Origin of the sequence: Pseudomonas citronellolis (assembly GCF_900112375.1) — a bacterium.
In the GTDB taxonomy this organism is placed as follows: Bacteria; Pseudomonadota; Gammaproteobacteria; order Pseudomonadales; family Pseudomonadaceae; genus Pseudomonas; species Pseudomonas citronellolis.
The window spans coordinates 42088-61165 of the sequence record NZ_FOLS01000023.1 but is presented as its reverse complement, the minus strand read 5'-3'; the positions used below and the strand labels follow the sequence as shown (position 1 = coordinate 61165).

Below are 19078 nucleotides of genomic sequence, written 5' to 3'. Positions count from 1 at the left end.
GAATTTAAGGAAACACACAGAATGGCTATCGAAATCAAAGCCCCAACCTTCCCGGAATCGGTCGCCGACGGCACCGTCGCCACCTGGCACAAGAAGGTCGGTGAAGCCGTCAAGCGTGACGAACTGATCGTCGACATCGAGACCGACAAGGTGGTCATCGAGGTGCTGGCCGAGGCCGACGGCGTACTGGCCGAGATCGTCAAGAACGAAGGCGACACCGTCCTCTCCAACGAACTGCTCGGCAAGCTGAGCGAAGGCGGCGCCGCTGCCGCCGCTCCGGCCCCGGCCGCCGCAGCTCCGGCTGCTGCCCCGGCTGCCGCTGCCGCTCCGGCCGCCGCCGGTGAAGACGCCATCCTCTCGCCGGCCGCGCGCAAGCTCGCCGAAGAGAACGGCATCGACCCGAACAGCATCGCCGGCACCGGCAAGGGCGGTCGCGTGACCAAGGAAGACGTGGTCGCCGCCGTCGAGGCCAAGAAGAACGCCCCGGCTGCCGCTCCGGCCGCCGCCAAGCCGGCCGCTCCGGCCGCCGAGGCCCCGGTGTTCGCCGCCGGCGACCGCGTCGAGAAGCGCGTGCCGATGACCCGCCTGCGCGCCAAGGTCGCCGAGCGCCTGGTCGAAGCCCAGTCCTCCATGGCCATGCTGACTACCTTCAACGAAGTCAACATGAAGCCGATCATGGACCTGCGCAACAAGTACAAGGACCTGTTCGAGAAGAAGCACAACGGCGTGCGCCTGGGCTTCATGTCCTTCTTCGTCAAGGCCGCCACCGAAGCCCTGAAGCGCTTCCCCGGCGTCAACGCCTCGATCGACGGCAACGACATCGTCTACCACGGCTACCAGGACATCGGTGTCGCCGTGTCCAGCGACCGCGGCCTGGTGGTACCGGTACTGCGTAACGCCGAGTTCATGAGCCTGGCCGAGATCGAGAACGGCATCGCCACCTTCGGCAAGAAGGCCAAAGACGGCAAGCTGTCCATCGAAGACATGACCGGTGGTACTTTCACCATTTCCAACGGTGGCGTATTTGGATCCCTGCTGTCGACTCCGATCGTCAACCCGCCGCAGACCGCCATCCTCGGCATGCACAAGATCCAGGAACGCCCGATGGCCGTTAACGGCCAGGTGGTGATCCTGCCGATGATGTACCTGGCGCTGTCCTACGACCACCGCATGATCGACGGCAAGGAAGCGGTGAGCTTCCTGGTCGCCATGAAGGACCTGCTGGAAGATCCGGCTCGTCTGCTGCTGGACGTCTGATTCGTCATTTCACCTGACGGCCCCGTACTACACGACGGCCCCGCGAGGGGCCGTCCGCTTCACCGGAATAAGGATTGAGATATGAGCCAGAAATTCGACGTGGTTGTGATTGGTGCCGGCCCCGGCGGCTACGTGGCTGCCATCCGTGCCGCCCAGCTCGGCCTGAAGACCGCCTGCATCGAGAAGTACATCGGCAAGGAGGGCAAGGTCGCCCTCGGCGGTACCTGCCTGAACGTAGGCTGCATTCCGTCCAAGGCGCTGCTGGACAGCTCCTACAAGTACCACGAGGCCAAGGAGGCTTTCGCCGTCCACGGTATCGAAGCCAAGGGCGTCACCATCGACGTACCGGCCATGGTCGCGCGCAAGGCGAACATCGTTAAGAACCTGACCGGCGGCATCGCCACCCTGTTCAAGGCCAACGGCGTCACCTCCTTCGAAGGCCACGGCAAGGTGCTGGCCAACAAGCAGGTCGAAATCACCGGTCTGGACGGCAAGGTGCAGGTCCTGGAAGCCGAGAACATCATCATCGCCTCCGGTTCCAAGCCGGTCGAGATCCCGCCGGCCCCGCTGACCGACGACATCATCGTCGACTCCACCGGCGCCCTGGAATTCCAGGCCGTGCCGAAGAAGCTGGGCGTGATCGGCGCCGGCGTCATCGGCCTGGAGCTGGGTTCGGTCTGGGCCCGCCTGGGTGCCGAAGTCACCGTCCTGGAAGCCCTGGACAAGTTCCTCCCGGCCGCCGACGAGCAGATCGCCAAGGAAGCCCTGAAGGTCCTGACCAAGCAAGGCCTGAATATCCGCCTGGGCGCCCGCGTCACCGGCACCGAGGTGAAGAAGAAGCAGGTCACCGTGACCTTCACCGACGCCAACGGCGAGCAGAAGGAAACCTTCGACAAGCTGATCGTGGCCGTGGGCCGTCGCCCGGTGACCACCGACCTGCTGGCCGCCGACAGCGGCGTGACCCTCGACGAGCGTGGCTTCATCTACGTCGACGACCACTGCAAGACCAGCGTTCCGGGCGTCTTCGCCATCGGTGACGTGGTCCGCGGCGCCATGCTGGCGCACAAGGCCTCGGAAGAGGGCGTGATGGTCGCCGAGCGCATCGCCGGTCATAAAGCGCAGATGAACTACGACCTGATTCCGTCGGTCATCTACACCCACCCGGAAATCGCCTGGGTCGGCAAGACCGAGCAGCAGCTCAAGGGCGAAGGCGTCGAAGTCAACGTCGGCACCTTCCCGTTCGCCGCCAGCGGCCGCGCTATGGCTGCCAACGACACCACCGGCCTGGTCAAGGTCATCGCCGATGCCAAGACCGACCGCGTCCTGGGCGTCCACGTGATCGGCCCGAGCGCCGCCGAGCTGGTACAGCAGGGCGCGATCGCCATGGAATTCGGCACCAGCGCCGAAGACCTGGGCATGATGGTCTTCTCCCACCCGACTCTGTCCGAAGCGCTGCACGAAGCGGCCCTGGCGGTGAATGGCCACGCCATCCACATCGCCAACCGCAAGAAGCGCTGAGGCGGTAGGACCACGGCGGGGCAGGGCGGCAGTCATTCGCGAGGGGCTGTCGTGACCACCCCGCCGGATTCCCGCGCCGCGGCGTGGGAATCACAGGTGGTGCGGCGCCACGAGCGCTGTGCCGAATGCGCAATACCCAAGACGAAAAACGGTAGACAAGCATGAATCTCCACGAGTATCAGGGTAAGCAGCTGTTCGCTGAGTACGGCCTGCCCGTATCCAAGGGCTACGCCGTCGACACACCCGAAGAGGCCGCAGAAGCCTGTGAGAAAATCGGTGGCACCGAGTGGGTCGTCAAAGCCCAGGTGCACGCCGGTGGCCGCGGTAAAGCGGGCGGTGTGAAGCTGGTCAAGAGCAAGGAGGACGCCAAGGCGTTCGCCGCCAACTGGCTGGGCAAGCGTCTGGTGACCTACCAGACTGACGCCAATGGCCAGCCGGTCAGCAAGATCCTGGTGGAATCCTGCACCGACATCGACAAGGAGCTGTACCTCGGCGCCGTCGTCGACCGTTCCAGCCGTCGCATCGTCTTCATGGCCTCCACCGAAGGTGGCGTGGACATCGAGAAGGTCGCCCACGACACTCCCGAGAAGATCCTCAAGGCCACCATCGACCCGCTGGTCGGCGCCCAGCCGTTCCAGGGCCGCGAGCTGGCCTTCCAGCTGGGCCTGAAGGGCGACCAGATCAAGCAGTTCACCCACATCTTCGTTGGCCTGGCCAAGCTGTTCCAGGACTACGACCTGGCACTGCTGGAAGTGAACCCGCTGGTGATCAAGAAGGACGGCAACCTGCACTGCCTGGACGCCAAGATCAACATCGACTCCAACGCCCTGTACCGTCAGCCCAAGCTGCGCGCCATGCACGACCCGTCCCAGGACGACGCTCGTGAAGCCCATGCGCAGAAGTGGGAACTGAACTACGTCGCGCTGGAAGGCAACATCGGCTGCATGGTCAACGGCGCCGGCCTGGCCATGGGCACCATGGACATCGTCAACCTGCACGGCGGCAAGCCGGCCAACTTCCTCGACGTTGGCGGCGGTGCCACCAAAGAACGCGTGACCGAAGCGTTCAAGATCATCCTGTCCGACAGCAACGTCGCTGCTGTTCTGGTGAACATCTTCGGCGGCATCGTTCGCTGCGACATGATTGCCGAAGGCATCATCGGCGCCGTGAAAGAAGTCGGCGTGAAAATCCCGGTTGTCGTTCGTCTGGAAGGCAACAACGCCGACCTCGGCGCCAAGGTCCTGGCCGAAAGCGGTCTGAACATCATCGCGGCGACCAGCCTGACCGACGCTGCCCAGCAAGTCGTCAAGGCCGCGGAGGGTAAGTAATGAGCGTCCTGATCAATAAAGACACCAAAGTCATCTGCCAGGGCTTCACCGGCTCGCAGGGTACCTTCCACTCCGAACAAGCCATCGCCTACGGCACCAAGATGGTTGGCGGCGTGACCCCCGGCAAGGGCGGCACCACCCACCTGGGCTTGCCGGTGTTCAACACCGTCAAGGAAGCCGTGGAAGCCACCGGCGCCGACGCCTCGGTCATCTACGTTCCGGCTCCGTTCTGCAAGGACTCTATCCTGGAAGCGGCCTTCGGCGGCATCAAGCTGATCGTCTGCATCACCGAAGGCATCCCGACCATCGACATGCTGGAAGCCAAGGTCAAGTGCGACGAGCTGGGCGTACGCCTGATCGGCCCGAACTGCCCGGGCGTGATCACCCCCGGCGAGTGCAAGATCGGCATCATGCCCGGTCACATCCACCTGCCGGGCAAAGTGGGCATCGTGTCGCGTTCCGGCACCCTGACCTACGAAGCCGTGAAGCAGACCACCGACGCCGGCTTCGGCCAGTCCACCTGCGTGGGCATCGGTGGCGACCCGATCCCGGGCTCCAACTTCATCGACATCCTGAAGCTGTTCCAGGAAGACCCGAAAACCGAAGCCATCGTCATGATCGGCGAGATCGGTGGTTCGGCTGAAGAAGAAGCCGCTGCCTACATCAAGGCCAACGTGACCAAGCCGGTGGTGTCCTACATCGCTGGCGTCACCGCACCGCCCGGCAAGCGCATGGGCCACGCCGGCGCCATCATCTCCGGTGGCAAGGGCACCGCGGACGAGAAGTTCGCCGCCCTGCAGGACGCCGGTGTGAAAACCGTGCGTTCCCTGGCCGACATCGGCAAGGCCCTGGCCGAGCTGACCGGCTGGGCGACCAAGTAAGCGCTTCGCTTACCTGACCGTCCGTCGCGAGAGGCCACCTTCGGGTGGCCTCTTGCATTGCTGCTTCGTCGCAAGAAGTGTCGTTCAGGCGACACGCCCTTTCATCCCGCGGACGAGCTGACATACGTCAGTACAGTTCATCGGGATAGATCGTTAGGCTAGCAACTATCTCCAGCGCTGCGTTCCCCACAAGGGAAGGCGTGCTAACCGCCAACTCCTACCCGGAGCGGCGGCTATTCCGGACCGTCATGGATGGCGGGACAACCAGAATGCAGGAGCAAACGGGCCACGAGCCCATGGAAAACCTCTGCTATCGGACTTCCAAGAACAATCTCCCGTGCAGGTATGAACGCAGGCATCCCCGATGCGGCTGCGCCGTGCCCGTTCGGCTGTTGTGCCTTGGGAGGCCACGAAACCCGTTTAAGCACTGTGGTATTCCCCTAAATGAACGTCTTGAAAGGCCAGGACATCCTGGCGCTCGGCTTTATGACCTTCGCCCTGTTCGTCGGGGCCGGCAACATCATCTTCCCGCCCATCGTCGGTCTGCACTCCGGCCCGCACGTATGGATGGCGGCCCTCGGCTTCCTGATCACCGCGGTCGGCCTGCCGGTCATCACCGTGGTCGCCCTGGCCAAGGTCGGCGGCGCCATGGACACCCTGAGCCACCCCATCGGGCGCGTCGCCGGCGGCTTGCTGGCGGCGGTCTGCTACCTCTCCGTGGGCCCGCTGTTCGCCACCCCGCGCACCGCCACCGTGTCCTTCGAAGTCGGCCTGGCGCCGCTTACCGGCGACGGCCCGCTGCCGCTGTTCCTCTACAGCCTGGTGTACTTCGTCATCGTCCTGCTGATCTCGCTGTACCCCGGCAAGCTGCTGGACACCGTGGGCCGCTTCCTCGCCCCGCTGAAGATCATCGCCCTGGCCGCGCTGGGCATCGCCGCCTTCATGCTGCCGGCCGGGACCATCGGCCAGGCCGAGCCGAGCTACGAGCATGCGGCCTTCTCCCAGGGCTTCATCAACGGCTACCTGACCATGGACACCCTGGGCGCCCTGGTCTTCGGCATCGTCATCGTCAACGCCATCCGCTCCCGCGGCGTGCAGTCGCCGCGCCTGATCACCCGCTACGCGGTGATCGCCGGGCTGATCGCCGGGGTAGGGCTGGCGCTGGTGTACATCAGCCTGTTCCGCCTGGGCTCGGGCAGCCACGACATCGCCGCCGGCGCAACCAACGGCGCGGCCGTGCTGCATGCCTACGTACAGCACACTTTCGGCTCCCTGGGCAGCGGCTTCCTCGCCGTGCTCATCGCCCTGGCCTGCCTGGTCACCGCCGTGGGCCTGACCTGCGCCTGCGCCGAGTACTTCTGCCGCATCCTGCCGCTGTCCTACCGCAGCCTGGTGGTGATCCTGGCCGGCTTCTCGCTGCTGGTGTCCAACCTCGGCCTGACCAAGCTGATCCAGTTCTCGGTGCCGGTGCTGACTGCCATCTACCCGCCGTGCATCGTGCTGGTGGCGCTGAGCTTCTGCGCCGGCCTGTGGAAGTCGCAGACGCGCATAGTCGTCCCGGTGATGACGGTGTCGCTGGTGTTCGGCATGATCGACGCGCTCAAGGGCGCCGGCTTCGCCCTGCCGGAATGGCTGGCCCACCTGCCGCTGTCCGAGCAGGGCCTGGCCTGGCTGATTCCGTCGGTGGCCATGCTCGCCGTGATGGTGGTGATCGACCGCCTGCTCGGCGAACCGAGCGAAGCCGTGGCCTGACCGGGCCCGCCACAATGAGAAAGGCCGCCCACGAGGCGGCCTTTTTCGTTGCGCGACTGCCTTGCCGACGTGCCGAGGTGCTTTTCGTAGGATGGGTTGAACCTGCGATACCCATCGGGCCATGGTGATGGCTATCGCTTCGCTCAACGCCATCCTACGGGACGTCGTGTTTGTCTGTGGGGCGGGAGCGTAGGGCGTATAACCGTTCGCGGTTATACGCCGTTGGCCGTGCCACCGGGGCGTTCGGCGTGACCGGTAAATCCAATCGCGGACGGAGTCCGCTCCTACGTCCGTGTTTCTCTGTAACCGTAGGAGCGGACTCTGTCCGCGATTCGGCGGATAACGCCGTAGGCGTTATCCGCCCTACGGGTCCTCACATTATCGAGGAGGGGACCGTCATATGTACTCCACCGAGAACTCCAGCTTCGCCGTGACGCGACCGCTTACGGTGCCCGTGGTCCCGGCACGGTAGTAGTGGGCGTGATAGTCGAACGTCATGACCGAGTCGGCCACTTGCGGGGAGTTGTTTTCGTTGGTCATCAGGTTGATGGCGGCGTAGGTGTCGTTGCGCAACTGGATTTCGATGTCCGAGTTGCCGTCGCCGCTCTGGTTTCTGAGGTTGCCGGTCGCGGGGTTCACCCCGGCAGAGGCGAACTTGGGGCGGACCCAGGCCGGCGCGCCGCTTTCACCACAGCCGCTGAGGGTGATGGAGAATGGCGTGTCGCCGGCCAGGTCCCCCGCGTTCTGGAGCTTTTCCCAGCCGACCGGCTTCAAGGTCACGGCGCCATGTTCGCCCTGGCCGTTGACGGCTACGGCGCAGGTAGAGGGGGTGATGTATCCGTCGAAGCTTACCGAGCCTGCGGCGGCTTGGGCGTTGCTGGCCAGAAGGGTTCCGGACAGGGCGAAGGCAAAGGCGATTGTTTTCATTTTGGTCCAACTACAAGTGAGGGAGGTCGGGTTTGTGCGCTTGCTCACGACTCACTGGGCGATCTGCACAGATGCGCCGGGAATGCCGTGATGGCCGCCGCGATTCTAGGACAGGGCTTTTGAGGGAAAGGCTCGTTTGCTTGTAGGAATTGCCTTCGGTTTGGCGTAGTCAAGTGTCCCGATGGGGGAGGTGACGCAGCTTCGTGTCTTCCCGCCGACATCCGGCGTCTATCTGCCGCGTTCTCCCTCAATCACCCGATCAACAGGCCCGGCCCGCCGACAGGGCCCGCCAAGGAAGCCCATGACCGACGTCGTCGACCTCTTCGATATCCAGTACCTGTGGAACCTGCTGGCCATGCTCTGGTTCGCCTTCTGCTGGGTCGGCTATGCCCGCTACGCCAGCCACAGGGCCCGCGACACCGCGTGCCTGGCCAGCGTGCTGCACCTGTACCGCAAGGACTGGATGCGCCGCCTGCTGCTGCGCGACAACCGCGTGGCCGATGCCAGCGTGATCGGCAACCTGGAGCGCAACGCCTCGTTCTTCGCCTCCAGCACCCTGATCATCCTGGCCGGCATCCTCACCCTGCTGGGCTCGGCCGAGCGCACCGTGTCGGTGCTGGCCGACCTGCCTTTCGTGGCCTCGCCGACCCGCGGGCTGTCGGAGCTGAAGCTGCTGTGCCTGGCGGTGGTGTTCGTGTATGCCTTCTTCACCTTCAGCTGGTGCATGCGCCAGTACAACTTCGCCGCCGTGCTGGTGGGCTCGGCGCCGATGATCGGCGAGCGCCACGTCGGCGAGCAGGAGCGCAATGCCTTCGCCGAGCGCGCCGCGCGGGTGGTGTCCATGGCCGCGCACCAGTTCAACCAGGGCCTGCGTTCCTACTACTTCGGCCTGGCCATGCTGGCCTGGTTCATCAACCCGTGGATCTTCATGCTGGTCACCGCCGGGGTGGTCGGGGTGCTGTACCAGCGCGAATTCCATTCCGACGTGCTCAAGGTGATGGTGTTCACCCCCACGCCCCACGGGGAGCCGGCGAAAGAGCCGGAGTGAAGAAACGACAAGGCCCGCGAATGCGGGCCTTGTGCGTTGTACGGGGAGCGGGCGGTTACTTCTGCTCCTCGTTGGACGGAGCCGGCGCGGTGTCCGGAGCCGGGGTGGTCGGCGCCGGAGCGGCTTCGTTGGCCGGCGGAGTGGTCGGCGCCGGGGTCGCCGGCTGCTCGGTGCTCGGCGCGGCCGGCGGGGCCTTGGGCTCTTCTTTCTTGTCGCAGCCGGCCAGCGTCAGGCCTGCAACCAGCATCAGAGCGAAGGGAAGGGTTTTTTTCATCGTGGAGCCTCCATGTGCGGCGTTCCTGGTGTTAGCCCTTTGAGCTGAGACCTTCCTCAGAAGTTCAACGCAAGTTTGCGCCGGCACTACGATTATTCACTGCAGGGCCCGTTGGCGGCGGAGTATCATGCGCCTTCGAGCATCCCGGGGCCCCGATCCGCATGAGTGAAATGTCCATTCTAGAGCGCGCGCAACGCTTCCTCGCCGTCCTGCGCCATTGCCAGGTACTGGGCATCGCGGCCCATGCCGCGGACGAAAAGGGTTTGACCCTGCGCCTGCCTTATAGCGAAGCGATCGTTGGCAACCCGGAAACCGGCGTGATCCACGGCGGCGCCATCACCACCCTGATGGACACCACCTGCGGCATCTCGACGCTCTGCGTGCTGCCGCAGTTCGAAATCTGCCCGACCCTCGACCTGCGCATCGACTACATGCACCCGGCCGAGCCGCACAAGGACATCTTCGGTTTCGCCGAGTGCTACCGCGTGACGCCCACCGTCATCTTCACCCGCGGCATCGCCTACCAGGACGACCCCGAGCAGCCCATCGCCCACGTGGTCGGCACCTTCATGCGCCTGGGCAAGGGCGCCACCGGCGCGCCGGCGGGCGCCAAGGGGGAGGGCGCATGAGCACGCCGAACATCGAGAACCTGCTGCGCCAGATGCACCAGGACAACGACTTCAGCCCGCTGCTGGACATGATCCCCTACGCCCGGCTGATCGGCATCCGCTGCCTGCGCCTGGGCGAGGAGGTGATCTTCCACCTGCCGGCCAGCCGCGACAACATCGGCAACCCGACGCTGCCGGCGCTGCACGGCGGGGTGATCGCCGGCTTCATGGAACACGCGGCCATGCTGCACCTGCTGATGCTCATGGGCGTGCCGCACCTGCCGAAGATCATCGACTTCTCCGTCGACTACCTGCGCGCCGGGCACTTCCGCGACACCTACGCCCAGTGCCAGGTGTGGCGCCAGGGCCGGCGCGTGGCCAACGTCGCCATCACCGCCTGGCAGACCAACCGCGCCGAGCCGATCGCCACTGCGCGGGCGCATTTCAAGGTCGATGGCGCCTGAGGCCAGGGCACGATGGATACGCTGCTGATCCTCGGCGGGTTGCTGTTGGCACTGGCCGGCTACGCCTGGCTGGTCATGCTGGCGTTCGAGCGCGGCCCGCTGTGGGGCCTGGCCTGCCTGCTGCCGCCCCTGGCGCCGGTGTTCCTGGCGCGGCACTGGGGCTTCGCGCGCAAGGCGCTGTTCCTCGGCGCCCTGGGCTGCATTCCCCTGGTCGTCGGCCTGGCCATGCTCGCCAGCCGCGACAGCGCGCGGCTTGAGGCCATCCTCAGCCTGCAATGGCTGCGCAGCGAGCCCGTGGCGGCGCCGGAGCTGGACATCGCCCTGCGCGGCGAACTCGACGGCCAGGCCTTCGCGCCGCAGCAGGCGGAGCTGATCGACGGCGTGCTCAGCCTGCGCGAGGGCCAGGACTTCTATGCCCACCGCGCGGTGCGCATCCGCCTGGCCGCCCAGCCGCACGGGCCGCTGCGCCTGGACGTGCTGCCGGACGACCGCGGGCCGCGGCCCGTGGTGGAGGTCAGCTGGCTGGCGCCGGGCGCCGACCTGCCCGAGGCCGTGCGCCTGGAGCGCGGCTACAGCCTGCACCTGGACCTGCAGCCCGAGGCGCCCAACCGCCTGCGCGGCGACTTCCACCTGGTGCTGCCGACGGAATACCGCACCACCCTCAGCGGCCGCATTGAGCTGTACACCGACCGCCTGCGCTACCGCGACGGCCAGGTGGACACCCGTTTCGACTCCGCCGACACCCTGGCCTACGTCCTGCGCGACTACCTGCAGCGGCGCTTCCCGGGCCGCCAGCTGGAATTGCCCGAGACGCGCCTGGAGCCCCTGGGCCCGATCATGCAGGTGCCGCTGGACTTCCGCCTGGACGGCGAAGCGCAGCACCTGGACCTGGAGCTCAAGCGCAGCGCCAGTCGTGGCTGGGCGGTGCGCGGCGACCGCTACCCGAAGCTGGCGCCGCGCGCCGAGGCCAGCGCCCCGGTGGCCGAACCCGGGCCCGCCGCGCCGCAGCCCGGCAGCGCGACGCGGCCGCTGAGCCTGGAGCGCCTGCAGGCCGAGCCGCAGCGCTACGTCAACCGCGGCATGCGCGTGACCACCGAACGCGGGCGCGTGGCCGAAGGCGTGTTCACCGGCCTGGACCCGAACGGCCGGGTGGTCATCCGCCACCTGCTCACCGGCGCCGGCCAGGCCAGCTACAGCCTGCGGCCTGCGGAGATCAGCGCCATCGAACTCCTGCCGCAGTGACGTTCGTCGCGGCAAACCCTTGAAAAGCTTCAGGAAGCCCCCATCTCGCTGACATCCGCCGCCCGCTGCGGCTTTTGTCATCCTCGGAGCGAGAACCTATGAGCGTGGAGACGCAGAAAGAGACCCTGGGCTTTCAGACCGAAGTGAAGCAACTGCTTCACCTGATGATCCATTCCCTGTATTCGAACAAGGAAATCTTCCTCCGCGAACTGATTTCCAACGCCTCCGACGCGGCCGACAAGCTGCGTTTCGAGGCCCTGGCCAAGCCCGAGCTGCTCGAAGGCGGCGCCGAGCTGAAGATCCGCGTCAGCTTCGACAAGGACGCCAGGACCGTCACCCTCGAAGACAACGGCATCGGCATGAGCCGCGAGGAAGTGATCGCGCACCTGGGCACCATCGCCAAGTCCGGCACCGCCGACTTCCTGAAGAACCTCTCGGGCGACCAGAAGAAGGATTCGCACCTGATCGGCCAGTTCGGCGTGGGCTTCTACAGCGCCTTCATCGTCGCCGACAAGGTCGACGTCTTCACCCGCCGCGCCGGCGCCCCGGCCAGCGAGGGCGTGCACTGGTCGTCGAAGGGCGAGGGCGAGTTCGAAGTCGCCACCATCGACAAGGCCGAGCGTGGCACCCGCATCGTCCTGCACCTGAAGGACGGCGAAGACGAGTTCGCCGATGGCTGGCGCCTGCGCAACGTCATCAAGAAATACTCCGACCACATCGCCCTGCCCATCGAGCTGCCGAAAGAACAGCACGGTGAAGAGGCGCCGGCGGAAACCGAGTGGGAAGTGGTCAACCGCGCCAGCGCCCTGTGGACCCGTCCGCGCACCGAGATCAAGGACGAGGAATACCAGGAGTTCTACAAGCACATCGCGCATGACTTCGAGAACCCGCTGAGCTGGAGCCACAACAAGGTCGAAGGCAAGCTGGAATACACCTCGCTGCTCTACGTACCCGGCCGCGCGCCGTTCGACCTGTACCACCGCGAAGCCCCGCGCGGCCTGAAGCTGTACGTGCAGCGCGTGTTCATCATGGACCAGGCCGAGCAGTTCCTGCCGCTGTACCTGCGCTTCATCAAGGGCGTGGTCGACTCCAACGACCTGTCGCTGAACGTCTCCCGCGAGATCCTCCAGTCCGGCCCGGTGATCGACTCGATGAAGTCGGCGCTGACCAAGCGCGTGCTGGACATGCTGGAGAAACTGGCGAGCAACGATCCCGAGGCCTACAAGGGCTTCTGGAAGAACTTCGGCCAGGTCCTCAAGGAAGGCCCGGCGGAAGACTTCGCCAACAAGGAAAAGATCGCAGGCCTCTTGCGCTTCTCCTCCACCAGCGACGAGTCCGGCGAGCAGAGCGTGTCCCTGGCCGACTACCTGGGCCGCCTGAAGGAAGGCCAGGACAAGATCTACTACCTCACCGGCGAGAGCTACGCGCAGGTGAAGAGCAGCCCGCACCTGGAAGTCTTCCGCAAGAAAGGCATCGAAGTGCTGCTGCTCACCGACCGCATCGACGAGTGGCTGATGAGCTACCTGTCGGACTTCGACGGCAAGGCCTTCGTCGACGTCGCCCGCGGCGACCTGGACCTGGGCAGCCTGGATTCCGAAGAGGACAAGAAGGCCCAGGAAGAAGTGGCCAAGGCGAAGGAAGGCCTGGTGGAGCGCCTGAAGGCCGCCCTCGGCGAGGAAGTCGCCGAAGTGCGCGTGTCGCACCGCCTGACCGACTCGCCGGCGATCCTCGCCATCGGCGAGGCCGACCTCGGCCTGCAGATGCGCCAGATTCTCGAGGCCAGCGGGCAGAAGGTGCCGGAGTCGAAGCCGATCTTCGAGTTCAACCCGGCCCACCCGCTGATCGAGAAGCTCGACGCGGAGCCGGACGAGGACCGCTTCGGCGAACTGGCGCACATCCTCTTCGACCAGGCCGCCCTGGCCGCCGGCGACAGCCTCAAGGACCCGGCCGCCTACGTGCGTCGCCTGAACAAGCTGCTGGTGGAACTTTCCGCCTGAGCCGGTAACCTCACACAAAGCCCGCCTTAAGCGGGCTTTGTGCTTTTCCTACCCCCACTGAAGGAAGTCACCCCATGAGCCAGATCAGCGTCCAACCCGTCGCTTATGAAGTCGACGGCGTGTCCTTCGAAGGTCAACTGGTCTTCGACGCCTCCAGCACCGTGCAGCGCCCCGGCCTGCTGATGGCGCCGAACTGGATGGGCGTCAGCCAGGGCGCTCTGGACATCGCCCGCCAGGTCGCCGGCCACGGCTACGTGGTGCTGGTGGCCGACCTCTACGGCAAGGACGTGCGCCCCGACGGCCCGGAGCAGGCCGGCGCCGCCATGATGCCGCTGAAGAACGACCGCGCCTCGCTGCGCCGCCGCATGCAGGCGGCCTTCAAGGCGCTCCAGGCCCAGGCCGGCAAGGCACCGATCGATGGTGCCAAGCTGGCCGCGTTCGGCTTCTGCTTCGGTGGCTGCTGCGCCCTGGACCTGGCCCGCGACGGTGCGCCGCTGGCCGCGGCGGTGTCCTTCCATGGCACCCTGGATTCGCCCAACCCGGCGGATGCGAAGAACATCAAGGGTTCGGTGCTGGTCCTCGACGGCGCTATCGACCCGCTGGTGCCGCGCGAGCAACTGCTTGATTTCGCCAAGGAAATGAACGACGCGGGCGTGGACTGGGCGTTGACCAGCTATGGTGGCGCCGCGCATTCCTTCACCGATCCGCAGGCCCAGATTCCGGGCAAGATGCAATACGACGCCAAGGTGGCCCGCCGGGCGTTCCAGGCGATGTACGATTTGCTGGATGAGAAGTTCGGCGAGTAGGGCGGTTTCGTTCGGCCATGCAAAAGTCCGGCACACCGGGGCGTCCGGTGCGGCCGCTGAATCCAATCGCGGACAAAGTCCGCTCCTACGCCCGTGCTTCCCTGGAACCGTAGGAGCGGACTCCGTCCGCGATTCGGCGGATAACGCCGTAGGCGTTATGCGCCCTACGCAGAAACACCTATTCGTGGCGCCGGGGCGTCCGGTGTGGCCGGTGAATCCAATCGCGGACAAGGTCCGCTCCTGCGCCCGTGCTTCCCTGGAACTGTAGGAGCAACTGTCTGCGCCGAGGCGTTCTTCGTAAGATGGGTTGAGCTTGCGAAACCCATGCGGTTGCGCTGATGGGTATCGCTTCGCTCAACCCATCCTACGGGCTTTCCTGGAACTGTAGGAGCGGACTCCGTCCGCGATTGCCCCCTCACCTTGCCCCAGCCTCATCCGCCCGATACCCCCGCGCACCGAACCAGCAGATATACAGGTAGCACACCAGCGGAATGGCAAAGGAATGCAGCAGGCCGATATGGTCGGCGAAGAAGCCCTGCACCAGCGGCACCAGGGCGCCGCCGACGATGGCCATGCACAGCAGGCCCGAGCCCTTGCTGGTCAGGTTGCCCAGGCCTTCCAGGGCCAGGGAGAAGATGGTCGGGAACATGATCGAGTTGAACAGGCCGATGAGGATCAGCGCCCACATCGCCAGGTGGCCGCCCACGCCGATGGCCACCGCCAGCAGCACGGCGTTGGTCACCGCGTTGAAGGCCAGGATGCGGTTGGGGCGGATGCTGCGCATCAGCACGCTGCCGATGAAGCGGCCGATCATGGCGCCGCCCCAGTACAGCGAAAGGAACTTGCTGGCCTGTTCGCCGGGCAGGCCGGCGATGTCCGGCTGGCCCATCAGGCTGACCAGGTAACTGCCGATGGCCACCTCGGCGCCGACGTAGCAGAAGATGCCGAGCACCCCGAACAGCAGGTGCCGATGGGCGAACAGCGACTGCCGGCCGGCGGCCGCGCCGTCGCTGGGTTCGCCGTGGCTGATCCGCGGCAGGCGGAACAGGCCGATCAGCACGGCGATGGCGAACAGCAGGGCGGCCAGCACCAGGTAGGGCGTCTTCACCGAATCGGCCTCGGCGGCGGCGCTGCCCAGTTCGCTGGCCGCGCCCGCGCCTATGGCGAGGATGGTCACCGAGCCCACCAGCGGGCCGACGGTGGTGCCCAGGGAATTGAAGGCCTGGGTCATGTTCAGCCGGCTGGCGGCCGACTGCGGGCTGCCGAGCACGTTGACGTAGGGGTTGGCCGCCACCTGCAGCAGGGTGATGCCCGAGGCGAGGATGAACAGCGCGGCGAGGAACGCCGGGTAGGACTGCGCGCTGGCTGCCGGCAGGAACAGCAGGCAGCCGGCGCTGGCAGTGACCAGGCCGACGATGATCCCGTGCTTATAGCCCAGGCGCTCCACCAGCCGCCCGGCCGGGAAGGACATGACGAAGTAGGCGGTGAAGAAGCTGAACTGCACCAGCGACGCCTGCACGTAGTTGAGGGTGAACACCGCCTTCAGGTGCGGCACCAGGATGTCGTTCAGCGAGGTGATCAGCCCCCACATGAAGAAGAGCACGGTGAGCACCGTGAGTGCGCCGGTGTGACGATTCTGCTCTGGCATGGCAGCTCCAGGACGTGGAAGGAAAGGGGGAGGGCCGCGCCTCAGCGCGGCAGCTCGATGCGCTCGCGCTCGCCGGGGACCGTCGGCCAGTCGCCGGCGGCCCAGCGCCGGCGGGCCTCGTCGATCAGCGCGGGGTCGCTGGCGACGAAGTTCCAGTTCATCCGCCGCTCACCATCCAGCGGCTCGCCGCCGATCAGCACCGCGTGGCAGTCGGCGCAGGCGCTCAGCACCGGGCTTTCGCCCTCGGGCAGGACCAGCAGCTGGCGCAGCGGCGCGGGATCGTCGTCGAGCAGGGCCTCGCCTTCCAACAGATAGAGCGCCCTTTGCGGATGTTCAGGCGGCAGCGTCAGGGTGCTGCCGGCGACCATCTCGATATCGGCGTAGAGCGTGGGCGACAGCACCGGCACCGGCGAGACCAGGCAGAAGCCGTTGCCGGCGATCAGGCGGATGCGAACGCCCAGGCTCTCGCTCTGCGGCAGGCTGGCCAGCGGGTGGTGGCTGTAGCTCGGCTCGCGGCCTTCCTCGGCTTGCGGCAGGGCCAGCCAGACCTGCAGGCCGTGCAGGCGCGAACCGCTTTCGCGCAGCGCCCGCGGGGTGCGCTCGACGTGGGCGACGCCGCGCCCGGCGGTCATCCAGCTGACGTCGCCGGGCAGCACCAACTGGTCCGAACCCAGGCTGTCCTTGTGCTGCACCTGGCCTTCGAACAGGTAGGTGAGGGTGGACAGGCCGATGTGCGGGTGCTGGTTGATGTTCATGCCCTGGCCCGGCGCGAAGTCAGTGGCCAGCATGTGGTCGAAGAACACGAAGGGGCCGATGCTGCGGAACTGCGCGGAGGGCAGGGCGCGCAGGATCGGCATGCCCTCGACCTCGTCGGCGTGGGGGCGGATGGCGAAGGGGGCGGCGGTCATGGCGAGGCTTCCGGAAGGCTATGGCCAATAGGATAGCCGCTCGCCGCCGCACCGCTGAGCCCGGGCGCGGGCCGCCTCGTTTCCTTCGCCGGCTGCCTGCCGCCGCCGGGCCGACGGTCAGATTTGTGAGTCGCAGTGGCGCGACCTGTCATTGCGGAGCCTTCGCTGCCTGAAGTCCAATCCGTCTGGATCGCGCTTTCGTGCGATGGGCGTTCATGCTTTCGGGTTGGCAAGTGGGGAAACAGTTTGTTACCTTGCTTGCACTATCGTGCCAGATTCCGCGTGCAGGGGATTCGCCAGAGGAGCCAGCCGGCGCCGGCAAGCGCCATCCGAGGAGTTGTACTGCTGGGCCGCCAGACCGGCCAGCAGCCGAGAAACGAATAAGAACAGCGCCGGACGCAATGCCCGGGGCGATAAATCTTGGCCGTCATGGAGGTAATGCTTCGATGAACCGTCGTACGTGCATCGAAAGGGGTTGGGGCAACCCGTCGTTCTGGGCGCCCAGGCGCGCCGGCGCGCTCATGGGGCTGCTGCCGTTGCTGGTGGCGGGCAGTGTCCAGGCCGTCGAGTTCAGCTTCGCCGACAACCAGGTCACCGGCTCGCTGGACAGTACCCTGTCGTACGGCGCCATGTGGCGCGTGCAGGGCCGTGGCACCGAGAACATAGACGACATCAACACCGACGACGGCAACCGCAACTTCGACAAGGGCCTGGTCTCCCAGGTGTTCAAGCTCACCTCGGACCTCTCGGCCAAGTACCAGAACTACGGCCTGTTCATGCGTGGCACCGCCTACTACGACACGCAGATCATGGACAAGCGCAACGACTACCTGAGCACCACCGACGGCGTCGAGCGCCCCAGCCAGTCCTACCCCGACGACGACCGCTTCACCCAGGACACCCGGCACATCGCCGGGCGCAAGGCCGAGCTGCTCGACGCCTACCTCTCCGGCGACTGGGACGTCGCCGAGCACCCGGTCACCGGCCGCGTCGGCCGCCAGGTGCTGAACTGGGGCGAGAGCACCTTCTACCGCGGCGGCATCAACACCATCAACCCGGTGGACGCCTCGCGTTTCCACCTGCCGGGCTCGGAACTCAAGGAAGTGCTGGTGCCGGTGGAGGCCCTGAGCTTCAACCTGGGGCTGACCGACAACCTGTCGATGGAAAGCTACTACCAGTGGAAGTGGAAGGAGACGCGCCTGGACCCGGTGGGCACCTACTTCGCCGACACCGACCTGTTCGCCGACGGCGGCGACGTCGCCTACACCACCGAAGACAGCCCGGAGTTCAAGCAACTGCTGGCCGGCTACCCGCTGGTGGCCGGGCTCGGCCTGCTGGGCAACGGCCCGGCCGGCCCGAACGCCTACCTCAACCCCAACACCGGCACCTTCAAGGTCGCCAGCATCGGCAAGGACCTCGATGCCCGCGACAGCGGCGAATACGGTGTGGCCTTCCGCTACATCGCCGAGCAGCTCAATTCCACCGAGTTCGGCCTGTACTTCGTCAACTACCACGCCAAGGAACCCCAGGTGGCGGTGGACCTGCGCAGCTACCAGGGCGCCGACATCGCCGCCCTCAACGGCGTGCTCGGCCCGCTGGGCCTGGGCGAGGCGGTGCCCGGCCTGGCCACCCTGGACCTGGCCAGCAACGCCCAGGCGCGCCGCGACTACGTCGAAGACATCCGCATGTACGGCTTCAGCTTCAACACCACCCTGGGCGACGCCTCGGTGGCCGGCGAGCTGGCCTACCGGCCGAACATGCCGATCAGCATCGCGGCCACCAACGACCTGCTCGGCGACCTGCTGACCCAGGGCGTGCTCGGCCTGACCAACCTCTACGACGCCAACACCCCGGCCGACCAGGCCTGCGCGGCGGTGTCCGGCAAGCAGTTGTGCCGCGGCTCGCTGTTCCAGAACTACGAGCGCGCCGAGACCTACAACGCCTCGCTGACCGGCATCTACAACTTCGGCCCGCACATGACCTTCGACTCGGTGGTGGGCGTGGCCGAGGTGGCCGGCGAGTTCATCCGCGGCAGCAGCCTGGAGTACACCGCCTGGGACGGCAGCAAGCGCCGCTTCGTCGGCGCCCAGGACAAGTCCTATGTCGGCGGTTCCGACGACGGCGACCAGATCAGCCGCGACAGCTACGGCTACACCCTGCTGCTCAGCGGCACCTGGAACGACGTGTTCGCCGGCGTGAAGCTCAGCCCCTACGTGGTCTACCAGGACGACTTCAAGGGCAACTCCGACCGCACCGGCAACTTCATCGAAGGGCGCAAGGCCTACACCCTCGGCGCCGACGCCACCTACCTGAACACTTTCCAGGTGGGCATGCAGTACACCAACTACTACGGCGCCGGGGTGAACAACTCCATGCGTGACCGGGACAACGTCTCGATCAGCGCCAAGTACTCGTTCTGA

16 protein-coding genes are annotated in these 19078 nt (G+C 66.2%); 12 read left to right on the top strand and 4 right to left on the bottom strand.

The features are described 5' to 3' along the window. Window positions 1–21 precede the first annotated feature (21 nt). The 5 genes from odhB (at window position 22) to brnQ (ending at window position 6736) form a co-directional block, all read left to right on the top strand. On the top strand, window positions 22–1257 hold the full coding sequence (gene odhB, locus BM060_RS20970) for a 2-oxoglutarate dehydrogenase complex dihydrolipoyllysine-residue succinyltransferase (RefSeq protein WP_009619379.1): 1236 nt from the start codon (window positions 22–24) through the stop codon (window positions 1255–1257). 81 nt (window positions 1258–1338) lie between these two features. Next, the gene (gene lpdA, locus BM060_RS20965) at window positions 1339–2775 is read left to right on the top strand and encodes a dihydrolipoyl dehydrogenase (protein ID WP_074982644.1); all 1437 of its coding nucleotides are present in this window, start codon (window positions 1339–1341) and stop codon (window positions 2773–2775) included. Window positions 2776–2936: 161 nt separating this feature from the next. Next, window positions 2937–4103 carry an ADP-forming succinate--CoA ligase subunit beta gene (gene sucC / locus BM060_RS20960; protein ID WP_074982642.1) on the top strand — a complete coding sequence of 389 codons (1167 nt, stop codon included), beginning with the start codon at window positions 2937–2939 and terminating at the stop codon, window positions 4101–4103. Beyond that, window positions 4103–4984 carry a succinate--CoA ligase subunit alpha gene (gene sucD / locus BM060_RS20955; protein ID WP_074982640.1) on the top strand — a complete coding sequence of 294 codons (882 nt, stop codon included), beginning with the start codon at window positions 4103–4105 and terminating at the stop codon, window positions 4982–4984. The genes sucC and sucD overlap by 1 nt, the downstream gene beginning before the upstream one ends. Window positions 4985–5428: 444 nt before the next feature. Further along, window positions 5429–6736, top strand: a complete 1308-nt coding sequence (brnQ, locus tag BM060_RS20950; RefSeq protein WP_074982638.1) for a branched-chain amino acid transport system II carrier protein — start codon at window positions 5429–5431, stop codon at window positions 6734–6736. Between the two features lie 396 nt (window positions 6737–7132). Here brnQ and BM060_RS20945 read toward each other — a convergent pair whose 3' ends face one another. After that, window positions 7133–7663 (bottom strand): fimbrial protein, encoded by a 531-nt coding sequence (locus BM060_RS20945; RefSeq protein ID WP_074982637.1) that lies wholly within the window; start codon window positions 7661–7663, stop codon window positions 7133–7135. A 301-nt stretch (window positions 7664–7964) separates the two neighbouring features. On the opposite strand from BM060_RS20945, the gene BM060_RS20940 reads away from it, so the two are divergent. Further along, a complete protein-coding gene (locus tag BM060_RS20940) occupies window positions 7965–8711 on the top strand; it encodes a DUF599 domain-containing protein (RefSeq protein WP_074982635.1) in 747 nt (248 codons plus the stop codon). 55 nt (window positions 8712–8766) lie between these two features. Here the strand turns inward: BM060_RS20940 and BM060_RS20935 are convergent, their stop codons facing one another. Further along, on the bottom strand, window positions 8767–8985 hold the full coding sequence (locus BM060_RS20935; RefSeq protein ID WP_009619390.1) for a hypothetical protein: 219 nt from the start codon (window positions 8983–8985) through the stop codon (window positions 8767–8769). Window positions 8986–9146: 161 nt separating this feature from the next. Between BM060_RS20935 and BM060_RS20930 the strand changes: the two genes are divergently transcribed. From BM060_RS20930 to BM060_RS20910, 5 genes are all read left to right on the top strand, one after another. Beyond that, window positions 9147–9614: a PaaI family thioesterase gene (locus BM060_RS20930; RefSeq protein ID WP_074982633.1), complete on the top strand. Its 468-nt coding sequence runs from the start codon at window positions 9147–9149 to the stop codon at window positions 9612–9614. Beyond that, window positions 9611–10057, top strand: a complete 447-nt coding sequence (locus tag BM060_RS20925) for a PaaI family thioesterase (RefSeq protein ID WP_074982631.1) — start codon at window positions 9611–9613, stop codon at window positions 10055–10057. The genes BM060_RS20930 and BM060_RS20925 overlap by 4 nt, the downstream gene beginning before the upstream one ends. A 12-nt stretch (window positions 10058–10069) precedes the next feature. Then, complete coding sequence (locus BM060_RS20920; protein ID WP_074982628.1) at window positions 10070–11299, top strand: MFS transporter; 1230 nt, start codon at window positions 10070–10072, stop codon at window positions 11297–11299. Window positions 11300–11397: 98 nt separating this feature from the next. After that, the gene (gene htpG / locus BM060_RS20915; RefSeq protein ID WP_074982626.1) at window positions 11398–13296 is read left to right on the top strand and encodes a molecular chaperone HtpG; all 1899 of its coding nucleotides are present in this window, start codon (window positions 11398–11400) and stop codon (window positions 13294–13296) included. A 74-nt stretch (window positions 13297–13370) separates the two neighbouring features. Further along, window positions 13371–14102: a dienelactone hydrolase family protein gene (locus tag BM060_RS20910; RefSeq protein WP_074982624.1), complete on the top strand. Its 732-nt coding sequence runs from the start codon at window positions 13371–13373 to the stop codon at window positions 14100–14102. Window positions 14103–14517: 415 nt separating this feature from the next. Here BM060_RS20910 and BM060_RS20905 read toward each other — a convergent pair whose 3' ends face one another. Together BM060_RS20905 and BM060_RS20900 are read right to left on the bottom strand one after the other, a co-directional pair. Continuing rightward, window positions 14518–15750 carry a sugar MFS transporter gene (locus tag BM060_RS20905; protein ID WP_074982622.1) on the bottom strand — a complete coding sequence of 411 codons (1233 nt, stop codon included), beginning with the start codon at window positions 15748–15750 and terminating at the stop codon, window positions 14518–14520. Window positions 15751–15791: 41 nt separating this feature from the next. Continuing rightward, complete coding sequence (locus BM060_RS20900; RefSeq protein ID WP_074982617.1) at window positions 15792–16658, bottom strand: pirin family protein; 867 nt, start codon at window positions 16656–16658, stop codon at window positions 15792–15794. Window positions 16659–17104: 446 nt separating this feature from the next. Between BM060_RS20900 and BM060_RS20895 the strand changes: the two genes are divergently transcribed. Then, the gene (locus BM060_RS20895) at window positions 17105–19078 is read left to right on the top strand and encodes a DUF1302 domain-containing protein (RefSeq protein ID WP_074982615.1); all 1974 of its coding nucleotides are present in this window, start codon (window positions 17105–17107) and stop codon (window positions 19076–19078) included.